The following is a 22,723-nucleotide window of genomic DNA, read 5'->3' as shown; positions in this document are numbered from 1 at the left end:
GCGGGAGGCGCAGTCTCCGGCCGGCGCCTTCCGGTGATAATCCGGCTCGCCGTCGCTTCTTTGTTTCCCCATGGATGCCAATCCCGCGCTGCGCCTGACCGAACGCCTCGGCGACATGGCCGTCTTCGCCGCGGTGGTAGAGGCCGGCGGCTTCACCGCCGCCGGGCAGCGGCTCGGCCTGTCCAAGGGCGCGGTGAGCAAGGCGGTCACGCGGCTGGAGCGGCACCTGGGCACGCGCCTGCTGGTGCGCACGACGCGGCGGGTCGAGCCCACCGAAGCCGGGACCGCGCTGCTGGGCTACTGCCGCACCGTGGTGCAGCAGGCCGATGCCGCCGAGCAGCACCTGGGGCAGTTGCGCGACGTGCCGCGCGGGCTGCTGCGCATGACCGCGACGGTGAGCTACGGGGTGGCGCGCATCGCGCCGCTGCTGCCGGGGCTGGCCGCGCGCCACCCGGAACTGCAGGTCGCGCTGCAGCTCAGCGACGAGGTGGTCGACCTGGTCGGCGAGCGCATCGACCTGGCCATCCGCATCGGCCGCCTGCCCGATTCGGGGCTGATCGCGCGGCGGCTGGGCACGATCACCGGGGCGATCGTCGCCTCGCCGGCCTACCTCGAGCGCTGCGGCGTTCCGCAGTCGGTGGACGACCTGCGCGGGCACGCCTGCCTGCGCTACGACGAGCATGCGCGCACCTGGTCGGTGCCCGGGCTGGAGCTGCCGATCGGACCGGGGCCCGCGGTCAACAGCACGCTGGGGCAGTTGCAGGTCGCGCTGGGCGGCGGCGGGCTCGCGCTGCTGGCCGACTACCTGGCCGCGCCGCATCTGGAAACCGGCGCGCTGGTGCGCGTGCTCGACGGCGCGGTGCGTTCGCACATCGACGTGCATGCGGTGCATCCCTACGCGCGGCACGTGCCGCCCAAGGTGAGTGCGGCGATCGCGTACTTCGCAGCAGCACTCGCTGCGCACTGACGCCATGCACGCCGGCTGCGAAGCCGCCGGGCAGGGCGACACGGCGTGCGCCGCACTGCTCCACCGGCACGCGCTGATAACGTGCGCCGGCTAGCTTTGACGCCTATCCCCCGGAGCCTGCCATGACGACGAAAGCCTACGGCGCCCATGCCGCCGACCAGCCGCTGGTGCCACTGGACATCGAGCGTCGCGCACCCGGCCCGCGCGACGTGCAGATCGAGATCGCCTACTGCGGCATCTGCCATTCCGACCTGCACACCGTGCGCTCGGAATGGTCCGGGACGCGTTATCCCTGCGTGCCCGGGCATGAGATCGTCGGCGAGGTGAGCGCGGTCGGCCGCGAGGTCGGCGGCTTCAGGGTCGGTGACATCGTCGGTGTGGGCTGCATGGTCGACAGCTGCCGTCACTGCGCGGCCTGCGCCGACGGCCTGGAGCAGTACTGCACGAACGGTTTCGTCGGCACCTACAACGGCCGCACGCAGGATCCGCCCGGGCACACGCTCGGCGGCTATTCGCAGCGCATCGTAGTGGACGAGCGCTTCGTGCTGCGCATCAACCATCCGAAGGAGCAGCTGGCGGCGGTTGCGCCGCTGCTCTGCGCCGGCATCACCACCTGGTCGCCGCTGCGCCACTGGAAGGTGGGGCCGGGCTCGAAGGTGGGCATCGTGGGCATCGGCGGGCTCGGGCACATGGGCATCAAGCTCGCCCGCGCGATGGGCGCGCACGTGGTCGCCTTCACCACCTCCGAGCACAAGCGGCAGGATGCGCTGGCGCTGGGCGCGTCCGAAGTCGTCGTATCGCGCGATGCCCAGGCGATGGCGCGGCACGCCGGCAGCTTCGACTTCATCCTCGACACCGTGGCCGCCAGCCACGTGCTCGATGCGTTCACCGTGCTGCTCAAGCGCGACGGCACGCTGTGCCTGGTCGGCGTGCCGGAAGACCCGCATCCCAGCCCGAACGTGGGCGCGCTGATCTTCGGCCGCCGCTCGATCGCCGGCTCGCTGATCGGGGGCATCAGGGAAACGCAGGAAATGCTCGATTTCTGCGCCGGACACGGCATCGTCTCGGACATCGAGCTGATTCCCGCGCAGGCGATCAACCAGGCCTACGAGCGCATGCTGCGCTCGGACGTGAAGTACCGCTTCGTGATCGACGGGGCGACTTTCGCCGCCTGATGCCGTCGCGGGCGGCACCTGCGTGCGGCCCCGCATCGCCCGTGACGCCGGGCTGCGGCGCGCGGCACTGGCGCGCCGCGCGGAGCCCGGGCCTTTACCCGACGGGATGCTCCGTGGCCGCCGGCATCAGCCGCCGGCGCGGTTCGCCACCAGCGACTCCACCACGCCCGGATCGGCGAGCGTGGACGTATCGTCCAGCTGGTCCGGCCGCCCTTCGGCGATCTTGCGCAGGATGCGCCGCATGATCTTGCCCGAGCGCGTCTTGGGCAGGCCGGGCGCCCACTGGATGGCATCGGGCGTGGCGATGGGGCCGATCTCCCGGCGCACCACCTGCACCAGCTCGCCGCGCAGGGCATCGGAGGGCTCGACGTCGGACTTGAGCGTCACGAAGGCGTAGATGCCCTGGCCCTTGAGATCGTGCGGGAAACCGACCACCGCGGCCTCCGCCACGCGATGGTCCTCCACCAGCGCGCTCTCGACTTCCGCCGTGCCGATGCGGTGGCCGGAGACGTTGATCACGTCGTCGACGCGGCCGGTGATCCAGTAGTCGCCGTCGGCGTCGCGGCGGCAGCCGTCGCCGGTGAAGTACATGCCGGGATAGGCCTTGAAGTAGGTGTCGATGAAGCGCTGGTGGTCGCCGTAGACCGTGCGCATCTGCCCCGGCCAGGAGTCCAGCAGCACGAGGTTGCCCTCGGCCGCGCCTTCGAGGACCCGCCCCGCGGTGTCGACCAGCGCCGGCCGCACGCCGAAGAACGGCTTCGTCGCCGAACCGGGCTTGAGCGGGGTGGCGCCCGGCAGGGGCGAGATGAGGATGCCGCCGGTCTCGGTCTGCCACCAGGTGTCGACGATGGGGCAGCGGCCCTCGCCCACCACGTTGTAGTACCACTCCCAGGCCTCGGGATTGATCGGCTCGCCTACCGTGCCGAGCAGGCGCAGCGAGGCGCGCGAGGTGCGCCGCACCGGGGCATCGCCCTCGCGCATCAGCGCGCGGATGGCGGTGGGCGCGGTGTAGAAGATCGTCACCCGGTGGCGGTCGACGACCTGCCAGAAGCGCGAGGCATCCGGGAAGTTCGGTACGCCCTCGAACACCAGCGCGGTCGCGCCGTTGGCCAGCGGGCCGTAGACGATGTAGCTGTGGCCGGTGATCCAGCCCACGTCGGCCGTGCACCAGTAGACGTCGTCCTCGCGCAGGTCGAAGACCTGCTCGTGCGTGTAGCTGGCATGCACCAGGTATCCGCCGGTGGTGTGCAGGACACCCTTGGGCTTTCCCGTGCTGCCCGAGGTGTAGAGGATGAACAGCGGATCCTCCGCATTCATTGCCTCCGGCTCGCAGGTGTCGGGCTGGCCGTCGGTGACGGCGTGCATCCAGCGGTCGCGCGGCATCTGCATGTCGATGCCGGCGCCGGTGTGGCGCACCACCAGCACCGTTTCCACCGAGTTCGTGCCGGGCAGGCGGAGCGCGGCGTCGACATTGGCCTTGAGCGGCACGCGCTTGCCGCCGCGGCAGCCTTCGTCGGCGGTGATGACCAGCTTGCTGCCGCAGTCGGCGATGCGGTCGGCGATGGACTGCGGCGCGAAGCCGCCGAACACCACCGAATGCACCGCGCCGATGCGCGCGCAGGCCAGCATCGCCACCACCGCCTCGTCGATCATCGGCAGGTAGATCGTCACGCGGTCGCCGCGGCGCACGCCAAGCCGGCGCATGGCGTTGCCCAGGCGGCAGACGCGCGCGTGCAGCTCGCGGTAGCTGACGTGGCGCGCCTCCCTGGAGGGGTCGTCGGGCTCGCAGATCAGTGCGGTCCTGTCGCCTCGCGTGGCCAGGTGGCGGTCCAGGCAGTTCACGCTGGCGTTGAGCTGGCCGTCCTCGAACCAGCGGATGCGGAAGTCCTCGATGCGGAAGCTCACGTCCCTGGTGCGCGTTGGCGGCCGCATCCAGTCGATGCGCTGCGCGACGCGGCTCCAGAAGCCGTCCGGATCGCGCAGGGATTCTTCGTACAGCCGGGCATAGTCCTCGGCACGGGTGCGTGCGGTGGCGGCGAAGGACTCGGGGACGGGATGGACGGCGTGATGGGACATGGCGACCTCGGACGGGCGCGTGCAGTGTGCCGCAGCCGGGGCGGAAAGGCGGATGTCGCACGCGTCCGGTTGGCCGCGCTCGGTCGAACCGCCGGCAGGCGCGCGCCGACGCGTCAGCCGGCGCGGGCGGCGGGCGGCTGACGCGCGGGCAGTGCACGCCGGCCGCGCCGCAGCTCGGCGATGGCCGGCAGCAGCCCGCAGGCCAGCGATGCCGCGAGCACGGCGACGACGAGCCACGGCGGGAACGGCGCCTCGCGCAGGCGCAGGCCCCAGTCGGCGGCGCCCGGGCCCAGCAGCGGCGCGAGCGCCTCGCGATGGATCAGCGCCAGCAGCGCCAGCGCGAACCACGGGGCCATGTCGAGCACCGCATGCACCTTCTGCTCGGCCGGGCCGACCGCGCGCACCGAGGCCGCGAAGCAGGTGTCGCGCCACGACGTCCAGGCATGCAGCAGCACGAGGGCCAGCAACGCGAGGAACACGGGCGCGGTGACCTCGAGAAACAGCACGATCAGCACCGGTGCGCCGACCTCGAGCGCCTGCAGCAGATGCAGCGCCGACTCGTAGGGGCCGGCGCTGTGCTCGATGCGCTGGTGGTAGTGGATGGCGTAGTCGAGCAGGCCCGCGCCGAGCCAGACCGGGAACACGACGCCGCCCAGCAGCATCCAGAGCGCGGTATCGGGCACGGCGGCGGCGTCGACGGGCGGCATGCGGCGATGCTCCGCGCCCGCAGGTGACCGCCGCATCAAGCGGCCGCGTTCAGACGCCGAAGGGATACGTCTCGGGCACGCCGCTGCGGTGCGGGCCGTCCAGCGCCTCCACCGCCCGCGTCTGGTCGAACCAGACGTAGGCGTCGAACTGCCTGGGCAGCGAAACCTCGGCGTAGTGGCTCCAGCGCTCGGTGTCCGGCCGGTAGATCACGCCGATGAAGCGCTCCAGCCGGTCGGCGAGCAGCTCGGCGCGCAGGTCCGGGTCGGCCTCGCGCAGGTGCAGCACGCCACGCGGCTGGCCCGCATCGTGGAACTGGCGTTCGACCGAGCCCGCGAGCGAGGGCCGCACCTGCATGATCCGCATCGGCGCGTCCCAGTCGCCGGCGGCCGCCACCGTGCCGGCGTGCGTGCCGAAGCCGATCAGCGCGGCCTCGTGCCCGAACTGCTCGCGGCAGAGCTGGCCCAGGTTGAGCTCGCCGCGCTCGCGGCCCATGTCGGTGAAGCGTGCATCGCCGATGTGCGAGTTGTGCGCCCAGACCACCGCGCGCGAGGTCTCGCCATGCGCCTTCATCACCTGGATCAGCGTCTCGGCCATGTGCGCGTCGCGAACGTTCCAGGACTCGGCCGCGCCGCGGTACATGGCGCGGTAGTCGTTCTCGGCATTGGCCACCAGCCGCGCATTGGCCGCGGCTTCCAGCCAGTCGGCACCGTCGCGCGCCACGAACTCCACGCGCCGCTCCATCATCTCGCGCAGCATCGCCAGCACCGCGTCCTCGCACCGGGCATGCCCGTAGGTCAGCGCCGCCAGTCCGTAGTGCGCGGGGTCCTTCGCCCAGGGCGTGAGGCAGGCGTAGCGCTCGCGCGCGAGGCTGGCGGTTTCGGGATCGACGTCGTCCAGGTAGTCGATCACCGCGCGGATCGAGGGATGGAGGCTGTAGGTCGAGCCCGTAGAAGCCCGCGCGCGCTTCCAGCGGCCGGCCCGCGTTCCACTGGCGCATCCAGCGGAACAGCGCGGCGGCCTCCGCGTTGCGCCACATCCAGGTGGGGAAGCGAGTGAACGGGGGCTCGGCGTCGGCATGCGGCTCGCGGTGGCGCACGTGGCGGTCGATGACGGCGGCGTCGGGCCAGTCCGCCTCGGCCGCCACGATGCGAAAGCCATGGCGCTCCACCAGCCGCTTCGTGATCGCCGCGCGCGCCCGGTAGAACTCGGACGTGCCGTGGCTGGCCTCGCCGAGCAGCACCACGCGGCAGCCGGCATAGCGGTCGAAGGCCTCGGCGAAGGCCGGGTCGTCGATGTCCGGCAGGGGCTCCATGGCCTCGCGGATGCGCGCGGGCAGGCCGTCCTTCGCGGGGCGCAGCCGCTCGCGCAGGCCCCGCAGCGGGCCCCGCGGCGCCGGGGTGTCGCCGGTCTGTCGATCCATGGCGATGCTCGGTCGAAGAAGCCCGACGCTAGCCCCGGGGCGGTCGTCGCCCGGTCAACCCGCGCAACGCTGCGTGCGTGCGGCCACCACGCCGCGCAACGCGCCGCGGCCTAGCATCGCCCTTCCCCTGCGCGCGGAGCGGTCATGATCGACCTCCATTACTGGGCCACGCCCAACGGCTACAAGATCCGCCTATTCCTGGAGGAAACCGGCCTTGCGCACCGCATCGTCCCGGTCGACATCCGCGCAGGCGACCAGTTCAGGCCGGAATTTCTCGCCATCGCGCCGAACAACCGCATCCCGGCCATCGTCGACCACGCGCCCGCCGACGGTGGCGCGCCGCTGAGCCTGTTCGAGTCCGGCGCCATCTTGCTGTATCTGGCCGAGAAGACCGGCCGCTTCATCCCGCAGGACATCCGTGGCCGGGCCGAGGTGCTGCAGTGGCTGTTCTGGCAGATGGGCGGGCTGGGCCCGATGGCCGGACAGAACGGGCATTTCAACGTCTACGCGCCGGAGAAGATCCCGTACGCGATCGACCGCTACGTGCGCGAGACCGCGCGGCTCTACGGCGTGCTCGACAGGCGCCTGGCCGATCGCGACTTCGTGGCCGGCGATGCGTACACGATCGCCGACATGGCCATCTACCCGTGGATCGTCCCGCACGAGGCGCACCGGCAGGACCTGGACGCCACGCCCCACCTCAAGCGCTGGTTCCTGCAGGTCGGCCAGCGGCCGGCGACGCAGCGCACCTATGCCGAGGCCACGGCGTCCTACTCGAAGCCGCTCACCGATGCCGAACGCGCGATGCTGTTCGGCACGCCGCCCGGGCGCTGAGCCCCGCCGGCGTGCGTGCGCCGGCGGCGCTGCATCGTGCTGCCGATGGCGCCCGGCCACGCGCCGTGTGGGCCGCGCTGACGAGCACGCCCGCGGTCTCCCGGCGGACGCGTCCTCGCACGGCCGGGCCGTGAACGCGCCGGCTCAGGTGCTGCGATCGCGGCGGCCTACAATCGGCGGATGAAGAAGCTCGTCCTGATCGACGGATCCAGTTACCTCTACCGCGCCTTCCATGCCCTGCCGCCGCTCACCAACGAGCATGGCGAGCCCACGGGCGCGCTGTTTGGCGTGGTCAACATGCTCAAGTCGATCCTGGCCGAGAAGCCCGATTACGTGGCCTACGTGGTGGACGCGAGCGGCCCGACCTTCCGCGACGCGCTCGACCCCGCCTACAAGGCCAACCGCGCGCCGATGCCCGACGAGCTGCGTGCGCAGGTCAAGCCGCTGTGCGACATCGTGCACGCGCTGGGCATCACCATCCTCAACGTGCCGGGGGTCGAGGCCGACGACGTGATCGGCACCCTCGCGCTGCGCGGTTTCGACGAGGGCCTGGACGTCATCGTCTCGACCTCCGACAAGGATTTCGCCCAGCTCGTGCGCGACCCGGTGGACGGCCGTGGCGTGGCCATGGTCAACACCATGAGCGGAAGCCGCCTGGATTCCACGCAGCGCGTGATCGAGAAGTTCGGCGTGCGGCCGGACCAGATCGTCGACTTCCTCTCGCTGATGGGCGACAGCGTCGACAACATCCCCGGCGTGGAGAAGTGCGGGCCCAAGACGGCGGCCAAATGGCTGGCCGAGTACGGCTCGCTGGACGGCGTGATCGCCCATGCCGACGCGATCAAGGGCAAGGTCGGGGAGAACCTCAAGCGCGTGCTCGACCGGCTGCCGCTCAACCGCCAGCTCACCACCATCCGCCTGGACTGCGACCTGGAGGTCGGCCCGACCGACCTCGCCCTGCGCGAGCGCGACATGGACGCGCTGCGCGAGCTGTTCGGCCGCTATGGCCTGCGCTCGGCACTGCGCGAGCTGGAGAACGGCACCGCGCCGTCGGGGCCGGGCATCTCGTCGATCGGCCGCGAGGCGCCGGCCGCCATGGCGCCCGATCCCGCGCTGGCGGCACGCGGCGAGTACGAGACGGTGCTGACGCAGCAGCAGCTCGAGGCCTGGGTCGAGAAGCTGCGCGCGGCGCCCGAGTTCGCCTTCGACACCGAGACCGATTCGCTGGACGCGCTCTGCGCCAACCTGGTCGGCCTGAGCTTCGCCGTCGAACCCGGCCGCGCCTGCTACATCCCGGTCGCGCACGACTACCCCGGCGCGCCGGCGCAGCTGGACAGGGCCGCGGTGCTGCGTGCGCTCGCGCCGATCTTGGAGGACGCGGACAAGCGCAAGCTCGGCCAGCACGGCAAGTACGACATCCACGTGCTGCGCTGCCATGGCGTGAACGTGCGCGGCTATGCCGACGACACCATGCTCGAGAGCTTCGTGCTCAACGCCACGGCCACGCGGCACGACATGGACTCGCTGGCGAAGAAGTACCTGGGCTACGACACGGTCAAGTACGCCGACGTCGCCGGCAAGGGCGCCAGGGCGATCCCGTTCCCGCAGGTCGCGCTCGACGACGCCACGCGCTACGCCGCCGAGGACGCCGACGTCACCCTGCGCCTGCACCGCGTGCTCGCGCCGAAGCTGCGCGAGGTGCCGGCGCTGGAGCGCGTCTATCGCGAGATCGAGATCCCGCTGATCCCGGTGCTCGAGCGCATCGAGGCCAATGGCGTGATGATCGACGCCGACGAGCTGCGGCGGCAGTCGGCCGACCTGGCGCGGCGCATGCTCGAGCTGCAGCAGCGCGCCACCGAGGTGGCCGGCCGCGGCTTCAACCTGGACTCGCCCAAGCAGGTCTGCGCGCTGCTGTACGACGAGCTCGGGCTGCCCGCGCTGGTGAAGACGCCCAGCGGCGGCCCGTCGGCCAACGAGGAGGCGCTGGAGGCCATCGCCGACCAGCACGAGCTGCCGCGCCTGATCCTCGACTACCGCGGCCTGGCCAAGCTGCGCGGCACCTACACCGACAAGCTCCCGGAGATGCTCAACCCGCGCACGCAGCGCCTGCACACGAGCTTCCACCAGGCGGGCGCGGCGACGGGGCGGCTGGCATCGAGCGATCCGAACCTGCAGAACATCCCGATCCGCACCGACGACGGCCGGCGCATCCGCACCGCCTTCGTGGCGCCGGAAGGCCGCCGCATCGTCGCCTGCGACTACTCGCAGATCGAGCTGCGGATCATGGCGCACCTGTCCGAGGACCCGGCGCTGCTGCGCGCGTTCACGTCGAACGTCGACGTGCACACCGCCACCGCCGCCGAGGTCTTCGGCAAGACCATCGAGGCGGTGGAGCCGGGCGAGCGGCGCGCGGCGAAGGCGATCAACTTCGGCCTGATGTACGGCATGAGCGCCTTCGGCCTCGCCACCCGGCTGGGCATCTCGCGTGGCGAGGCCCAGGACTACATCGCGCTGTACTTCGCCCGCTATCCGGGCGTGCGCGAATACATGGACCGCACCCGCCAGCAGGCGCGCGAACAGGGTTTCGTCGAGACGGTGTTCGGCCGCCGCCTGTACCTGGAGAACATCAACGCGCGCAACCAGTCGCTTCGCTCGGGCGCCGAGCGCGCGGCGATCAACGCGCCGATGCAGGGCACCGCCGCCGACATCATCAAGCGGGCGATGATCGACATCCACGGCTGGTTGCAGGCGCACGCCGCGCGGGCGCTGATGGTGCTGCAGGTCCACGACGAACTCGTCTTCGAGGTCGAGGAGGCCTTCGTGCCCGAGCTGGTCGTCGAGGTGAAGCGGCGCATGGCGGCGGCGGCCGAGCTCAAGGTGCCGCTGGAGGTCGAGGCCGGGGTGGGGCGCAACTGGGACGAGGCGCACTGACCGCTCGTCGGCCGCTGCCCGGACGGGCCCGGCCCCTGCGCGGGTCGGAGGCGTGACGGCGGCGTCGAGGCTTCTGCGGCAGTGGGTGAAAAACGCAGGCGAACGGCCGGTCCGGACAGCACGATGGCCGCGTCGTGATGGGGTTCACAAACGGCTTTCGGGCGCTTAATCGGTCATGAACCCGCACGGTTCATTAACCGTTGCCTTCACGAATCATGCATCTGCGAAGTGGTCTCATTTGCCTGCGCCGGGTGCAACGCCCGGCGCTGATCCTCCCCTCCCCTGGAGTGATCCCCCGGAACGTAAGGTCCCTCCCCAGACCCCGTTCCTCCAGCCCCGCCGGCCCCCCCTGCCTGCGGGGCTTTTTATTGCCCGCGATCCGGGGTTTCGCGTGCCCGGCGTCAGGCCTGCGGCCGCGGGACCGATGCGACCCTGGCGGGCTTCGGTGCCGGTAGGCCGGTGATCGCGGCTGGCATCGGCGGACCTGCGTGCTCGGCCTCGATCACGTATTCCCCGAATCCGCATCCGTCCCATTGTGCCGTCACCCGGTAGCCGGTACGGGCGAGGCAGCGCTGCACGGACGCGGGGCGCGCGCGCCATCGGAAGGGCTCGCCGTGGCGGTCGAGCCACCGCCGCGCCATCGTCCCGTGCCCGCGCAATCCCGCGCCACCGGTCTCCCGCGTGTCAAGCGCGGAGAAGATGAGCCGCGGCGGCGCCGGCAGTGCGACCAGTCGCCGCAGCATGTCGACGACGTCACGCCTCGCCAGGTACATCAGCACGCCTTCGCAGACGAGGGTCGCCGGCCGCCCGGTGCAAGCGGCGGCCAACGTATCGATCCCGTGCGGAAGCGCGACCGCCTGCAGCGTGACCCCGTCATCGCCGAGCCATGCGCGCCGCAGCCGCAGCGTGTCCGGGTGGTCGGTCTCGACGACCGTCACGCGCGGTACATGCCGCAGCAGCGCGCGGCCGAGCCCGTCGAATCCCACCCCTGCCCAGACCACCACACCGTCGGCGACCGCGCGCCGACGCAGGCGCGTCCAGATCCATGCCTTGCGCGCGCAGTGGTGGGCTGCGAGTCCGGGCAGGATGACGCGCTCGGCGAGGGCCAGGAGCCAGCGCCCGGGCCGGTGCCGCGCCAGCCCGGCCCACGACCCCCGCGCCGCCTCCACCACGCGCCGCGCGACCTCGACGGCGACCGAAGGAAGCCCGTGCGTCGGCCCCTGGCGCACCAGCGACGTGGCGACCAGCAACGCGGTCGCGCTCGCGGCCCCGGGCTTCATGCCGCCGCGCCCCGGAGCGCGTCCCGCAGCGCGCAGTACCAGTCGCTGGCGAGGACCTCCTGCGGATCGCGGGCGCGCTTGGTCGCCAGCACCTCGTCGATGTCCGGGTAGGCGGCGCGCAGCTGGTCCGGGCGGGCATGGCCGTGGTAGGTCAGGTAGAAGCTGCCGCCCAGTTCCAGCGCACGGTCGATGAAGCGCTGCATGTCGGCGCGGACGCGCCGGCCTCCGTCGGCATCGTGGCGGACGTGGACGTTGAGCACCACGCAGGCCCAGTCCTGCCGCGCCCAGCGCAGGCGCGTCTCGTGTTCGGCACGGATCTGCCGGACGGTGCCGTAGATGATGTCGGTCCCGTGCCGCCGGCAGTCCTCGGCGAGGACCGCGAGAAACGGCGCGATGGACGCACGCGGCACGTAGAGTTCGGTGATGAGTTCGGAGCCACGGTGGCCGAGGCGGGCGTCGATGGCGTCGTGGTATCCGTCCAGGTACACGCCGAACTGGTGGTCGTCGCTGCCGTAGCGCTGTCCGTTGGTGGCCAGGTAGAACTCGCTGTAACGCCGGAACGCCGCGGTCTTGTCGGTGTGGGCGAGGGCGAGCAGTTCGCGCCACTGCGTGGCGGAAAGCTGGTGGGCCGCGTCAGGCGTGCCCTCGCACGGCAGGTAGACGGAGAACACGCCGAGGTCGAGGAAGTCGCGGCTGTCCGGGTCGATCGCGAACTGGAAATCGCCGTAGAGCGCGCCGTCCGCACGGGCCTGCTCGAAGGCCGCGTGGAGCTCGGCGCGGCGGATCAGCGAGACGCACCGCCTGACTACCCGTCGCGGCGCCAGGCGCAGCGTGACGTCGGTGACCACGCCGAACATGCCATAGCCGCCCACCGCGAGCGCGAACGTATCCGGCGCGACGGCGCGGTCGACGCGGTGAATCCGGCCATCGGGCGTGACGAGGGTGAAGGCCTCGATGTCCTCCACGAACGGGCGCAGGTCGAGCCCACGCCCGTGGATGTTGGCTGCCAGCGCGCCGCCGAGGCTGAAGTCGTCGGCGCCCGTCTGCTTCTGACGCAGCGCCCAGCCCTCGCCGGATCGCGCGCGCCGTGCCGCGAGGAAGCGCTGCAGCGCCGGCCAGCGTGTGCCCGCGCCACAGCGTATGAGCCCGCGCGTCCGGTCGAACTCCACGACGCCGTCCAGCGCGCAGCTGTCGAGCAGCCAGCCGCCTTCGGCGAACTGCTGCCCGCCCATCGCGTGCTGCGCGCCTGCCACCGCGACACGCTGCCCCGAGCGCGCCGCGCGATGCAGCAGGTCGGCGACCTGCTCGGGCGAGCGCGGGCGCTCGATGCGCGCATGCCGCGTCGGGTTGAGTCGGCTGTGGCAGTCGTTGCGGAGCAGCGGATCGTCGAGCTGGGGTGCGGCCATGGGCGTCTTCCGGTGCGTATCGACGCCAGCGGACCGCGCCCGGGTAGCGCCACGCAAGCCCGCCGTGCAAAGTAGCGCGTGGCGATACCCGCCGTGACCCGAAGCGATACCCCGATGGATGCGCCGAGCCCCGCCGCCAATCCGGCTGCGCTGATGGACGCCCTCAAGCGCGCGCTGCGCCGGCAGGGCCTGACCTATGCCGCCGTGGCCGCGCGCATGCGGCTGTCGGAAGCCAGCATCAAGCGCATGCTCTCGCGCGGTCGGCTCAGCCTGGCCCAGCTGCTGCAGCTGGCCGAGATCGCGGGCACGGACGTCGCGGAGCTCGCGCGCCAGGCCAAGGGCAACGCGCGCCTGCCGCGCACGTTGAGCATCGAGCAGGAACGCGCCCTGGCTGCCGACCCGCGCCTGCTGCTGCTGTTCCACCTGCTGCTGGGCGGGCGCAGCGTTGCGGAGATCGCGCGCGACTTCGAACTGCGCGGCACCGCGTGCACGCTCCTGCTCGCGCGGCTCGATCGCCTCGGCCTGATCGAGCTGCTGCCCGCCGATCGCGTGCGCCTGCGTGTCGCGCAGGACGTCGCCTGGCGCAGCGATGGCCCGGTGCGTCGTCGCTACGGGGCGCAGGTCCTGCGCGAGTTCCTGCACGATCGCTTCGACGGCGAGCGCACGCTGCTGCGATTCGAAGTGCGCGAGTTGAGCGAGGCGTCGATCGAGATCCTGCGACGCAAGCTGCAGCGGCTCGCGGCCGAGGTCGCCGAACTCGCCGAGCTCGACGCGGAGCTGCCCGGCGAGCGGCGCCACAGCGTCGGCGTCGCGCTCGCGATGCGGCCTTGGGTGTTCTCGATCGCGGAAGCGCTCAAGGCGAAAGCCGATGCCGCCGACGCGGCGGTCGATTCCACCGGTCGGGCGCGTCGACGCCGCGCCGATCCAGCGCGGGGCGAGGGCAGCTGAAGGCCCGACGCGGTGCGGGAATCAGCGCGCCGCCAGCTCCGCCAGCCAGTCGCGCGGCCGCAGGTAGTCGGCCAGGCGCGCTTCCGGCGTGCCGGGCTCGGGCACGTAGCCGTATTCCCAGCGCACCAGCGGCGGCAGGCTCATCAGGATCGACTCGGTGCGCCCGCCCGACTGCAGGCCAAAGTGCGTGCCGCGGTCGAAGACCAGGTTGAACTCGACGTAGCGGCCGCGCCGGTACAGCTGGAACTGCCGCTCGCGCTCGCCGAAGGGCGTGTCGCGGCGGCGCTCGACGAGGGGCAGGTAGGCATCGAGGAAGCCGTCGCCCACCGCGCGCAGGTAGGCGAACTCGGTGTCGAAGTCGCCGTGCAGGTCGTCGAAGAACAGGCCGCCGACGCCGCGCGTCTCGCCGCGGTGCTTGAGGAAGAAGTACTCGTCGCACCAGCGCTTGTGCGCCTCGTAGCGGGCCTGGCCGCCGAAGGGCTCGCAGAGCGCGCGGGCGACGCGGTGCCAGTGCAGCACGTCCTCGTCGACGGGGTAGAAGGGCGTGAGGTCGAAGCCGCCGCCGAACCACCAGGCCACCGTCTCGCCGTCGCGCTCGGCGCGGAAGTGGCGCACGTTGGCATGCGTGGTCGGCACGTAGGGGTTGCGCGGATGGAACACGAGCGAGACGCCCACCGCACGCCAGGACGCGCCCGTCAGCTCGGGCCGGTTGGCGGTGGCCGAAGGCGGCAGGCGGTCGCCGGCCACGTCGGAAAAGCCGATGCCGGCCTGCTCGAACACCGCGCCCTCGCGCAGCACGCGCGTGCGCCCGCTGCCGAGGATGGGCGAGCTGCCCGGCTGCTTGGCCCAGGCGTCCTCGCGGAAGCGCGCGGCGCCGTCGGCGGCCTGGATGCCCGCGCAGATGCGGTCCTGCAGGCCGGCGAGGTAGTCGCGGACGGTGTCGATGGGCGGAAGCGGCGTGGTCATCGCGGGATTCTAGCCAGCGCGGCGGTCGCGCCCGCGTCGGCGTCGCGATCGAGCGGGGGCGCTGCGACAATGCGCGCCCGCCGCGGAGTGCCCATGACCGACCTCGACCTGCCCGTGCTGCACGCGGACGCGCACCTGGCGGTGGTGGCGAAACCCGCGGGGCTGATGGTCCACGACAGCGCGCTCGCCCGCGGCGAGACCGACTTCGCGGCCGACCGCCTGCGCGCGCAGTTCGGGCGCCCGGTCTTCCTCGTGCACCGGCTCGACCGCGCCACCAGCGGCTGCCTGCTGCTGGCTTTCGACCGCGACACCGCCTCCGCGCTGGGGCGCATGCTGATGTCGCATGAGGTGGAGAAGACGTACTGGGCGATCTGCCGCGGCTGGCCGGCAGAGGTCGGGTTCACCGTCGACCATGCGCTCGACGGCGGGCCGGGCAAGCCGGAGAAGAAGCCGGCGGTCACGCACTTCCGCCGCCTGGCCACCGTCGAGCTCGACCTGCCGTCCGCGGGCTTTCCGACCTCGCGCTACGCCTGGCTCGAGGCCCGGCCGCAGACCGGGCGCTTCCGGCAGATCCGCCGGCACCTCAAGCACCTCTCGCACCACCTCATCGGCGACACCAGCCACGGCGATGGCCGCCACAACCGCGCCTTCCGCATGCTGGGCATCCACCGCATGCTGCTGCACGCGCGGCGCCTGGCCTTCGTGCATCCGGCCACGGGCGACAGGATGGTGGTGGAGGCGCCGGTGGATGCGGAATTTGCCAAGGCGCTGGCCCTGTTCCCGGCTCCCACGCCGGTGGCCTGAGCGGGCCTCAGCCGGCTTTCGACGGCGCCGGCGGCGCGGCCAGTTCCTTCTGCAGCGACTCCTGCACCTGCTGCATGAGCGCCTGCATCATCGGCTGCATGGCCTGCATCGTGCGCCCCATGGCCTGCGGCAGCTTGGCCATGATCGAGCGGCCTTCGGGGCTGGCGTAGAAGCGCGTCATTGCCTCGACCTCGTCGGCGGAGAAGGTCTCCAGGTAGACGCTGCGGTAGATCGGCGCCAGGGTCTCCCAGCGCATCGCCTCGCGCAGCATGCGGTCCTGCTCCTGCATGACGCGGTCGAGCCGCGCGCGCTGCTCGTCGGTGGCCGCGGCGCCGAGCATGGACTGCCCCATCTGCCGGCTCGAGGCCGACATCTGGGCGAGGATGCCTTCCATCGTCTTCGGCGCCTCCATCGCCTGCAGCAGCGCATCGACCTGCGCGGCGGTGGGCGGGGCGGCCTGCGCGAGCGGCGTCGCGAGGGCAAGGGCGGCAGCGAGGACCAGGCGCTTCATGGCGGGCGGATCTCCTTGGGCGGGTGGGCGCATCCTCGGGGCCGTGCACCGGGCCGTCAACGCACGCACGGAGCGCGGGCGCGGCGGCCCTTAGAATCCCGCGCAGCATGAGCACGCCGCCCGCCATCCCCGAGTCCGAACTGGTCGAGCGCTTCGTGCGCTCGGCCGGGCCGGGCGGGCAGAACGTCAACAAGGTCGCCACCGCGGTCGAGCTGCGCTTCGACATCGCGAACTCGCCCTCGCTGGACGATGCGCTGCGAGAGCGCCTGCTGGCCCGCCGCGACCGCCGCGTGACGCAGGAGGGCGTGCTGGTCATCAGCGCGCAGCGCTTCCGCACGCAGGAGCGCAACCGCGAGGACGCGCGCGAGCGGCTGGCCGCCTTCATCGAGGCCGGGCTGCACGTGCCCAAGCCGCGCAAGGCGACCCGGCCCACCCGCGCCTCGAAGGAAAGGCGCCTGGGCGCCAAGCGCGAGCGCAGTACGATCAAGCGCGGGCGCGCGCAGCGGGACTGGGACTGAGCATGGGCGAGGGGTATCCGGCCCACCTGGGCGAGGCAGGGCGCGTGCCCAGCGTGCCGCCGTCGGTGCCGCGCGTGCGCGGCGGGGCGTTCTGGCGCTGGCTGGGCCGCACGGTGCTGCGCCTGGGGGGCTGGCGCATGGCGGGCGAATTGCCGGACGTGCCCAAGCTGGTGCTGATCGGCGCGCCGCATTCGTCGAACTGGGACGGCGTCTGGGGCTTCGCCGCCAAGCTGGCGCTGGGGCTGGACGCGCGCATCCTCGGCAAGGACACGCTGTTCAAGGTGCCGGGGCTGGGCGCGCTGCTGCGCCGGCTCGGCGTGATCCCGGTGGACCGGCGCAATGCGCGCGGCGTGGCCGAGCAGGCGGCGGCGATGATCCGCGAGGCCGACCGCCTGTGGTTCGCGCTCGCGCCCGAGGGCACGCGCCGGCGCGTGGAGGCGTGGAAGCCCGGCTTCTGGAAGATCGCGCGCCTGGCCGACGTCCCGGTGCTGCCCGTCTACTTCCACTACCCGGACAAGGTCATCGGCATCGGCCCGCTGTGGCACATGGGGGCGGATTTCGATGCCGACATGGCGCGCATCCGCGCCTGGTACGCGCCCTGGAAGGGCAAGAACCGCGGCATCTGAACCGCGCGCCGCACGTCCATTGTCGGGCCGCGTGCTGCACGCATGGCGTGGCATGGCATCGGCGGGTGCTGCGGCCGCCGCGACGGCGTCCAGCGCGAAAACGCGCGTAACGCCGCCCTCAGGCTTCCCGCGGGGCCGGGCCGAGGCGGTGCACGAGGTCGATGAACGCCCGCGCCTGCGGCGACAGCTGCCGGCCGCGCCGGGTCACCACGCCGTAGCTGCGCGAGGGGAAGAAGCTCGACAGCGAGCGCGAGGCCAGCCGCGCGGCGTCGGCGTCGGTCAGGCAGATGGCGGTCACGATGGAAATGCCCAGGCCCATCGCCACGTACTGCTTGATCACCTCCCAGCCGCCCACCTCCAGCGCCACGGTGTAGGGCACGTGGGCGCGCTGGAAGACCAGGTCGACCATGCGGTAGGTGGTCTGGCGCTGCGGCGGCAGGATCAGGCCGAAAGGCGAGAGGTCGGCGAGTTCGATGCCGGGCTTGGTCGCCAGCACGTGGTCGCGCGGCGTGATCAGCATCGGGTCGTAGGAGACCACCGGCTGCCAGGCGAGGTCGCCGGGCACGTCGAGCATGGAACCCACCGCGAGGTCCGCGCCGTCGTCGCGCAGCAGGTTCAGCCCGCGCGCGCCGGTGACGTTGTGCAGGATCAGGCGGATGTCCGGGTGCTCGGCGCGGAAGGCCTCCACGATGCGCGGCAGCAGGTACACGATCGTCGAGGCCCCGGCGGCCACGTGCAGCTCGCCGGCGTCCAGCCCGCGGATGCGGTCGCGGAACATCGCGTCCAGGGTGTCCAGGCCTTCCACCAGCGGCCGGGCGAGGTCGTACAGCGCCTCGCCCTCGCGGGTCAGGGTGAGGCGCCGGCCGTTGCGCTCCAGCAGCGGCAGGCCGACGTCGCGCTCCAGCGCCTGCAGCTGCAGGGTCACGGCCGGCTGGCTGAGGAACAGGGCCTCGGCCGCGCGCGATACCGACCCCAGCCGGGCCACCTGGCAGAACGCCCGCAGGGGCTTGAGGCGGTCGGCCTTGTAGGCGAAGCGGGCGGGCGAGGTTCCGGGCATGAAGGCCGCGTGTATTCGATTTCCTAATACATGGCATTGCCAAAACTTGTTTGTCAAATACCCATACCGGCGCGCATGGTCAGGTCATCCAAACGGCCATGAGGTGATGCGATGTCGGCAGTGCTGCAGGAGACCGGGGAGGGGTTGGGGATCGAGGTGACCGCGCGCGCCACGGGACAGGACGCCCTGCTCACGCCCGCCGCGCTGGCCTTCCTGGCCGGGCTGCACCGCCGCTTCGAGGCCGCCCGCCGGGCCCGCCTGCAGGCCCGCAGGGCCCGCCAGGCCGAATTCGACGCCGGCGCCATGCCGGACTTCCGCGCCGACACCGCCCCCATCCGCTCGGCCGACTGGCAGGTCGCCCCGCTGCCGGCCGCCCTGCAGGACCGCCGCGTGGAGATCACCGGCCCGGTGGACCCGAAGATGGTCATCAACGCGCTCAACTCCGGCGCGAAGGTCTACATGGCCGACTTCGAGGACTCCACGTCCCCGACCTGGGCCAACCTCGTCACCGGCCAGCGCGCGCTGCGCGGCGCCGTGGCCGGCACGCTGGACTGGATGGCGCCCGACGGCAGCCGCCACTACACGCTCAAGCCATTCGATCAGCAGGCCGTGCTGATGGTGCGCCCGCGCGGCTGGCACCTGGACGAGAAGCACGTGCTCGTGGACGGCCAGCCCATGTCCGGCAGCCTGTTCGACGCCGGCCTGTTCGCCTTCCACAACGCGCACGCTTTGGCTGCGAAGGACCGCGGCCCCTACTTCTACCTGCCCAAGCTCGAGTCCATGGAGGAGGCCGCGCTGTGGAACGAGGCGCTGGCGTACATGGAGGCCGAGCTGGGCCTGCCGCGCGGGCAGATCCGCGTCACCGTGCTGATCGAGACGCTGCCGGCCGCGTTCGAGATGGACGAGATCCTGCATGCGCTGCGCGAGCGCATCGTCGGCCTCAACTGCGGGCGCTGGGACTACGTCTTCTCCTACATCAAGACCTTCCGCCGCCACCGCGACAAGGTGCTGCCCGAGCGCGGCCAGGTCACCATGACCCAGCCGTTCCTGCGCGCCTACTCGGAGCTGCTGATCCAGACCTGCCACCGCCGCGGCGCCCACGCCATGGGCGGCATGGCCGCGCAGATCCCGATCAGCGGCGACGAGGCCGCCAACGAAGCCGCGCTGGCCAAGGTGCGCGCCGACAAGCTGCGCGAGGTCACCGCCGGCCACGACGGCACCTGGGTCGCGCATCCGGCGCTCATCCCGCTGGCGCAGGCCGTGTTCGACGAGCGCATGCCTGGCGCGCACCAGAAGCACGTGCTGCGCGAGGACGTGCTCATCACCCGCGAGGACCTGGTCACCCCGCCGATCGGCTGCATCACCCGCGCCGGCTTCGAGAACAACGTCGAGGTCTGCGTGCGGTACCTGGCCGCCTGGCTCGACGGCAACGGCTGCGTGCCCATCCACTGGCTGATGGAAGACGCCGCCACCGCCGAGATCGCCCGCGCCCAGCTCTGGCACTGGCTGCACCACGCCGACCCGCGCGAGGACGGCAGCCGCTGCGAGCCGCTGCACCTGGACGACGGCACCCCGGTGGACTTCGCGCTGCTCGAGCGCGCCTTCATCGGCCTGCCCAGCCGGCTGGAGGGTCGCATGAACCTGCCGGGCGCCAGCCGCATCTGCGAGGCCATCGGCATGCTCGACCGGCTCACGCAGGCCGACGAGCTCGAGGACTTCCTGACGCTGCCGGCGTACCGGCGGCTGGATTGATCGGCCGCGCCGATGTGCAGCGGTAGCCCGTCCGTGATTCCAATCCGGGTTGCACCGCCGCCGCGACGGCAAGCGATGCCACGTAGTTGCAGTTGATCGTCATTCCCGCGAAAGCGGTAATCCAGCGACTTCCATCCGGAAGTTTCGACACCGTGCAGCACGAGTCACTGGATCCTCGCCTGCTCCGGAATGACGAGAGAGAACGACCGAATCGTCACCGACACAGGAGCCAACCCATGACCACCCAACTCCCCACCGCCGACCAGCTCCGCCAGCAATGGGCCACCGATCCGCGCTGGGCGGGCATCACCCGTCCCTACTCGGCCGAGGACGTCGTGCGCCTGCGCGGGCGCATTCCGGTCGAGCATTCGATCGCGAAGATCACCTCGGCCAAGCTGTGGAACTCGCTGCAGACCGAGGACTTCGTCAACGCGCTGGGCGCCATGACCGGCAACCAGGCGATGCAGCAGGTCAAGGCCGGCCTCAAGGCGATCTACCTCTCGGGCTGGCAGGTGGCGGCCGACGCGAACATCGCCGGCGAGATGTACCCCGACCAGTCGCTGTACCCGGCCAACTCCGTGCCGCAGGTGGTCAAGCGCATCAACAACACGCTGCTGCGCGCCGACCAGATCCAGTGCGCGGAAGGCCAAGGCGACATCGACTTCCTGCAGCCCATCGTGGCGGACGCCGAGGCCGGTTTCGGCGGCGTGCTCAACGCCTTCGAGCTGATGAAGGCGATGATCGAGGCCGGCGCCGCCGGCGTGCACTTCGAAGACCAGCTCGCCAGCGTCAAGAAGTGCGGCCACATGGGCGGCAAGGTGCTGGTGCCCACGCGCGAGGCGGTGGAGAAGCTCGTCGCCGCGCGCCTGGCCGCGGACGTGATGGGCGTACCCACGCTGATCGTCGCGCGCACCGACGCCGAAGCCGCCGACCTGCTCACCTCCGACGTCGACCCCAACGACCAGCCCTTCTGCACCGGCGAGCGCACGGTGGAAGGCTTCTACAAGACGAGGAAGGGCCTGGATCAGGCGATCAGCCGCGGCCTCGCGTATGCGCCGTATGCGGACCTGGTCTGGTGCGAGACCGGCAAGCCCGACCTCGAGTTCGCGCGCAAGTTCGCCGAGGCCATCCACGCCAGGTACCCCGGCAAGATGCTGGCCTACAACTGCTCGCCCAGCTTCAACTGGAAGAAGAACCTCGACGACGCGACCATCGCCAGGTTCCAGAAGGAAATCGCGAGCTACGGCTACAAGTTCCAGTTCATCACGCTGGCCGGTTTCCACGCGCTCAACTACGGCATGTTCGACCTCGCCTACGGCTACGCGCGCCGCCAGATGAGCGCCTTCGTCGAGCTGCAGGAGAAGGAATTCGCGGCGGCCGAGCGCGGCTTCACCGCGGTCAAGCACCAGCGCGAGGTCGGCACCGGTTACTTCGACGCCGTCACCCAGACCATCCAGGGCGGCCAGTCCTCCACCGTGGCGCTCAAGGGCTCGACGGAAGAGGAGCAGTTCGAAGGCGACGAGGGCACGAAGGTACGCGCCGCGGCCTGAGGCGATTCCGCGCGGCCATGGCCGAGGCAGCCATGGCCGCGTGGCCGGCTAACAGGCGGGCCGGCGACGGCCGCGGGTGGATCGGCGGACGTGCCGAGCGCGCCTTCGCCTCCACGGGCATGCGCCGGCCGCTGGCCTTTCGGTGCCACTGCAACAAGCCCTTGCCATCGTCCCGGGACGCCGCGGGCAGGTGACGTCTACGCCGCGCTGCGCGCCTCCAGCCCACGGTCCATCGTCCGGTACCCGATGGCTTCCGCCAGGTGCGCGGAGGCGATGGCCTCGCTGCCTTCGAGGTCGGCGATGGTGCGCGCCACGCGCAGGATGCGCATCATCGAGCGCGCCGAGAGCTGCAGGCGGTCGACGGCACGCTCGAGCAGGTGCTGGTCCGCCGGAGTGAGCGGGCAGGCGGCCAGTGTCTCGCCCTGCGACAGCCGGGCGTTGGGCGCCCCGCGCGCCGCCTGCCGGGCGCGTGCGCGCTCAACGCGCAGGCGAACCTCCGCGCTGGACTCGCCGGCCGGCGCGTCGCCGCGCAATGCGGCGGGCGGCAGGCGCTGCAGGCTCACGTGCAGGTCGATGCGGTCCAGCAGCGGGCCGGAGACCTTGCCGCGGTAGCGCTGGACGGCGTCGGCGCTGCAGCGGCATCGCCCGCTCGCATCGCCGGCCCAGCCGCAGGGGCAGGGATTCATCGCTGCGACCAGCTGGAAGCGCGCCGGGAACTCCGACTGCCGCGCCGCGCGCGAGACGGTGACCACGCCCGACTCCAGCGGCTCGCGCAGCACCTCCAGCGCGCGCCGCTCCCACTCGGGCAGCTCGTCGAGGAACAGCACGCCGTTGTGGGCCAGCGAGACCTCGCCCGGCCGCGGCTGCGCGCCGCCGCCGATCAGGGCCACCGCGCTGGCGGTGTGGTGCGGCGCGCGGAACGGACGTTGCCGCCAGCGGGCCGGGTCCAGACCGCGACCGCTGATCGAGGCGATCGCGGCCGATTCCAGTGCCTCGGCATCGCTCGCCTCGGGCAGCAGGCCGGGCAGGCGCGAGGCCAGCAGCGTCTTGCCACAACCGGGAGGCCCGACCAGCAGCAGGTGGTGGGCCCCGGCCGCGGCGATCTCCAGCGCGCGGCGCGCCTGCAGCTGGCCGCGCACCTCGGCCAGGTCCGGCAGCGCGGCGGGGGCGGCAGGCGCGGATTCGGCGGCCGGC

19 protein-coding genes and 1 pseudogene are annotated in these 22,723 nt (G+C 72.0%); 11 read left to right on the top strand and 9 right to left on the bottom strand.

Translation table 11 applies throughout. The features are described 5' to 3' along the window. Window positions 1–70 precede the first annotated feature (70 nt). On the top strand, window positions 71–967 hold the full coding sequence (locus tag EYQ95_RS22790) for a LysR substrate-binding domain-containing protein (RefSeq protein WP_132330874.1): 897 nt from the start codon (window positions 71–73) through the stop codon (window positions 965–967). 122 nt (window positions 968–1,089) lie between these two features. Further along, complete coding sequence (locus EYQ95_RS22785) at window positions 1,090–2,142, top strand: NAD(P)-dependent alcohol dehydrogenase (protein ID WP_132330872.1); 1,053 nt, start codon at window positions 1,090–1,092, stop codon at window positions 2,140–2,142. Between the two features lie 126 nt (window positions 2,143–2,268). On the opposite strand, the gene acs is transcribed toward EYQ95_RS22785, so the two are convergent. The 3 genes and pseudogenes from acs to EYQ95_RS22770 all read right to left on the bottom strand — a co-directional run bounded on the left by acs (window position 2,269) and on the right by EYQ95_RS22770 (window position 6,070). Next, a complete protein-coding gene (acs, locus tag EYQ95_RS22780) occupies window positions 2,269–4,218 on the bottom strand; it encodes an acetate--CoA ligase (protein WP_132330870.1) in 1,950 nt (649 codons plus the stop codon). 113 nt (window positions 4,219–4,331) lie between these two features. Then, window positions 4,332–4,925 carry a diguanylate cyclase gene (locus EYQ95_RS22775; RefSeq protein ID WP_132330868.1) on the bottom strand — a complete coding sequence of 198 codons (594 nt, stop codon included), beginning with the start codon at window positions 4,923–4,925 and terminating at the stop codon, window positions 4,332–4,334. Between the two features lie 49 nt (window positions 4,926–4,974). After that, window positions 4,975–6,070, bottom strand: a pseudogene (locus EYQ95_RS22770) (erythromycin esterase family protein). On the opposite strand from EYQ95_RS22770, the gene EYQ95_RS26925 reads away from it, so the two are divergent. The 3 genes from EYQ95_RS26925 (at window position 6,002) to polA (ending at window position 10,111) form a co-directional block, all read left to right on the top strand. Then, the gene (locus EYQ95_RS26925) at window positions 6,002–6,460 is read left to right on the top strand and encodes a hypothetical protein (protein ID WP_243700044.1); all 459 of its coding nucleotides are present in this window, start codon (window positions 6,002–6,004) and stop codon (window positions 6,458–6,460) included. The pseudogene EYQ95_RS22770 and the gene EYQ95_RS26925 overlap by 69 nt on opposite strands. A gap of 30 nt (window positions 6,461–6,490) precedes the next feature. Then, window positions 6,491–7,180 carry a glutathione binding-like protein gene (locus EYQ95_RS22765; RefSeq protein ID WP_132330866.1) on the top strand — a complete coding sequence of 230 codons (690 nt, stop codon included), beginning with the start codon at window positions 6,491–6,493 and terminating at the stop codon, window positions 7,178–7,180. A 180-nt stretch (window positions 7,181–7,360) separates the two neighbouring features. After that, a complete protein-coding gene (polA, locus tag EYQ95_RS22760) occupies window positions 7,361–10,111 on the top strand; it encodes a DNA polymerase I (protein ID WP_132330864.1) in 2,751 nt (916 codons plus the stop codon). A 401-nt stretch (window positions 10,112–10,512) separates the two neighbouring features. On the opposite strand, the gene EYQ95_RS22755 is transcribed toward polA, so the two are convergent. Beyond that, window positions 10,513–11,391 carry a class I SAM-dependent methyltransferase gene (locus EYQ95_RS22755; protein WP_132330862.1) on the bottom strand — a complete coding sequence of 293 codons (879 nt, stop codon included), beginning with the start codon at window positions 11,389–11,391 and terminating at the stop codon, window positions 10,513–10,515. Further along, on the bottom strand, window positions 11,388–12,797 hold the full coding sequence (locus EYQ95_RS22750) for an FAD-binding oxidoreductase (protein WP_132330860.1): 1,410 nt from the start codon (window positions 12,795–12,797) through the stop codon (window positions 11,388–11,390). Before EYQ95_RS22750 ends, EYQ95_RS22755 begins: the two co-directional genes overlap by 4 nt. 93 nt (window positions 12,798–12,890) lie before the next feature. Here EYQ95_RS22750 and EYQ95_RS22745 point away from each other — a divergent pair, with 93 nt between their 5' ends. Then, complete coding sequence (locus EYQ95_RS22745) at window positions 12,891–13,745, top strand: helix-turn-helix domain-containing protein (protein ID WP_132330858.1); 855 nt, start codon at window positions 12,891–12,893, stop codon at window positions 13,743–13,745. A 21-nt stretch (window positions 13,746–13,766) separates the two neighbouring features. On the opposite strand, the gene hemF is transcribed toward EYQ95_RS22745, so the two are convergent. Then, on the bottom strand, window positions 13,767–14,711 hold the full coding sequence (gene hemF, locus EYQ95_RS22740; protein ID WP_132330856.1) for an oxygen-dependent coproporphyrinogen oxidase: 945 nt from the start codon (window positions 14,709–14,711) through the stop codon (window positions 13,767–13,769). 93 nt (window positions 14,712–14,804) lie between these two features. Between hemF and EYQ95_RS22735 the strand changes: the two genes are divergently transcribed. Beyond that, window positions 14,805–15,515, top strand: a complete 711-nt coding sequence (locus EYQ95_RS22735) for a pseudouridine synthase (RefSeq protein ID WP_132330854.1) — start codon at window positions 14,805–14,807, stop codon at window positions 15,513–15,515. Window positions 15,516–15,522: 7 nt separating this feature from the next. Here EYQ95_RS22735 and EYQ95_RS22730 read toward each other — a convergent pair whose 3' ends face one another. Continuing rightward, window positions 15,523–16,026 (bottom strand): DUF2059 domain-containing protein, encoded by a 504-nt coding sequence (locus EYQ95_RS22730; protein WP_165924831.1) that lies wholly within the window; start codon window positions 16,024–16,026, stop codon window positions 15,523–15,525. 107 nt (window positions 16,027–16,133) lie between these two features. Between EYQ95_RS22730 and arfB the strand changes: the two genes are divergently transcribed. Together arfB and EYQ95_RS22720 are read left to right on the top strand one after the other, a co-directional pair. Next, window positions 16,134–16,544, top strand: a complete 411-nt coding sequence (gene arfB, locus EYQ95_RS22725; protein ID WP_132330850.1) for an alternative ribosome rescue aminoacyl-tRNA hydrolase ArfB — start codon at window positions 16,134–16,136, stop codon at window positions 16,542–16,544. A gap of 2 nt (window positions 16,545–16,546) precedes the next feature. Beyond that, window positions 16,547–17,170: a 1-acyl-sn-glycerol-3-phosphate acyltransferase gene (locus tag EYQ95_RS22720; protein ID WP_132330848.1), complete on the top strand. Its 624-nt coding sequence runs from the start codon at window positions 16,547–16,549 to the stop codon at window positions 17,168–17,170. A gap of 118 nt (window positions 17,171–17,288) precedes the next feature. Here EYQ95_RS22720 and EYQ95_RS22715 read toward each other — a convergent pair whose 3' ends face one another. Beyond that, window positions 17,289–18,227, bottom strand: a complete 939-nt coding sequence (locus EYQ95_RS22715) for a LysR family transcriptional regulator (protein WP_132330846.1) — start codon at window positions 18,225–18,227, stop codon at window positions 17,289–17,291. 111 nt (window positions 18,228–18,338) lie between these two features. Between EYQ95_RS22715 and aceB the strand changes: the two genes are divergently transcribed. Further along, window positions 18,339–19,979: a malate synthase A gene (gene aceB / locus EYQ95_RS22710; RefSeq protein WP_132330844.1), complete on the top strand. Its 1,641-nt coding sequence runs from the start codon at window positions 18,339–18,341 to the stop codon at window positions 19,977–19,979. Window positions 19,980–20,215: 236 nt separating this feature from the next. Beyond that, a complete protein-coding gene (gene aceA / locus EYQ95_RS22705) occupies window positions 20,216–21,529 on the top strand; it encodes an isocitrate lyase (protein WP_132330842.1) in 1,314 nt (437 codons plus the stop codon). A gap of 197 nt (window positions 21,530–21,726) precedes the next feature. On the opposite strand, the gene EYQ95_RS22700 is transcribed toward aceA, so the two are convergent. Further along, on the bottom strand, window positions 21,727–22,723 hold a 997-nt coding region (locus tag EYQ95_RS22700; RefSeq protein ID WP_132330840.1), incomplete at its 5' end, for a YifB family Mg chelatase-like AAA ATPase.

This window comes from Lysobacter sp. N42 (genome assembly GCF_004344885.1).
Note: the sequence above shows the minus strand (reverse complement) of the source record. Positions and strands in the feature narration are given on the sequence as shown.